Source organism: Frankia sp. R82 (assembly GCF_023716925.1).
In the GTDB taxonomy this organism is placed as follows: Bacteria; Actinomycetota; Actinomycetes; order Frankiales; family Frankiaceae; genus Frankia.
Map to the genome: position 1 here is coordinate 1 of NZ_JAMQQG010000145.1, position 1,697 is coordinate 1,697.

General features: G+C 71.2%; 1 protein-coding gene. It reads left to right on the plus strand.

All coding sequences use genetic code 11. The annotated features are described in order from the left end of the window. Window positions 1–121 precede the first annotated feature (121 nt). Window positions 122–1,507 (plus strand): IS1380 family transposase, encoded by a 1,386-nt coding sequence (locus ND747_RS16235; RefSeq protein WP_251734452.1) that lies wholly within the window; start codon window positions 122–124, stop codon window positions 1,505–1,507. Window positions 1,508–1,697: the final 190 nt, after the last annotated feature.

The following is a 1,697-nucleotide window of genomic DNA, read 5'->3' on the forward strand; positions in this document are numbered from 1 at the left end:
CCTCGGGCTTTCACCGGGGTGATCGTCTGTTGGGTTGCCGCAAAGAGGAAAGTGCTCCTGAACAGGGAGGATCGGGCTTGTCGAGGGCCTGATCGATCCCGTACCAAGGAGCACCTTCGCGGTGAAGCTTACCGGTGTGTACCCGTCTGTCGTCGTCGACACCGCGGGGCGGGGTGTCGTGTCGTCGGCCGGGGGGCTGCTGCTGACCGAGACGGTCCGGGTGTCCGGGCTCGCTACCGGGTTGTCCGAGGCGCTCGCGCCGTGGCGCGCGCCGACGGCAACGCATGACCCGGCGAAAGTACTCCTCGATCTGGCGGTCAGCCTCGCGCTCGGTGGCGACTGTTTGGCGGATATCGCGCTGCTCCGGGCCGAGCCGGAGCTGTTCGGGCTGGTGGCCTCGGACCCGACGGTGTCGCGGGCCCTCGACCGGCTCGCTGGCGACGCCGACAAGACGCTGGCCGCGATCGACCGGGCACGATCGGCCGCACGCGCCCACGTGTGGTCCCACGCTGGTTCGCACGCGCCCGACCATCAGGTGTCAGCCGATGCTCCGCTGGTCGTGGACCTCGACGCCACCCTGGTCACCGCCCATTCGGAGAAAGAGGACGCCCGGGCGACGTTCAAGAAAGGGTTCGGGTTCCATCCGCTGTGGGCGTTCATCGACCACGGCCCAGCCGGTTCCGGTGAACCCGCGGCGGTGCTGCTGCGCGCGGGTAACGCCGGGTCGAACACCGCCGCCGATCACATCACCGTCGCCACCCGGGCGCTGGCCCAGCTCCCGGCCCGGCTACGCCGCTGCCGCAAGGTCCTGATCCGCGCCGACTCCGCCGGCGGCACCCACGCGTTCCTGGCCTGGGCGCACAGGCGCAGGCTGGCATATTCGGTCGGGTTCACCCTCCCCGACAACGCCGCAGACCTCATCGCCCGCCTCCCGGCGGCGGCGTGGACACCGGCCTACGACGCCGACCGGCAGCCCCGCCCCGGCGCGTTCGTCGCCGAACTCACCGGCCTGATGGACCTGGGCGGCTGGCCCCCGGGCCTGCGGGTCATCGCCCGCAAGGAACGCCCGCACCCCGGCGCACAGCTGCGGATCACCGACGTCGACGGGAACCGGATCACCGCGTTCGCGACGAACACCACCCGCGGGCAGCTCGCCGACCTCGAACTACGCCACCGCCGCCGGGCCCGCTGCGAAGACCGCATCCGCAACGCCAAAGACACCGGCCTGAGCAACCTGCCGCTCCACGACCTCGACCAGAACAGGATCTGGTGCGCCATCGTCGCGCTCGCCTGCGACCTGATCGCCTGGACCCAGATGCTCGCCCTCGCCGACCAGCCCGCCCGGCGCTGGGAACCGAAACGGCTACGCCACCGGCTGTTCTCGCTGGCAGGCCGACTCGCCCACCACGCCCGCCGCACCACCCTGCACCTGCCCGCCCATCACCCCTGGGCCCCACTCGCCCTCCACGCGATCACCACCCTGCGCGCACTACCCGCCCCCGGATAACCCGCGGCCACAGACCTCCCACCCCACCAACCAGAAGGAACACCCCCCGGACGTGGACCGGGCGCCCACCCCGCGCGACAGCCGGGGCACCCCGCCACGGCCACACCCAGACCAAACGGCATAACTCAACATCAACAAGAGTGGGACATCAGCCCACGATCACACCCGGTCCAGGCGCGAAAGATCTGGG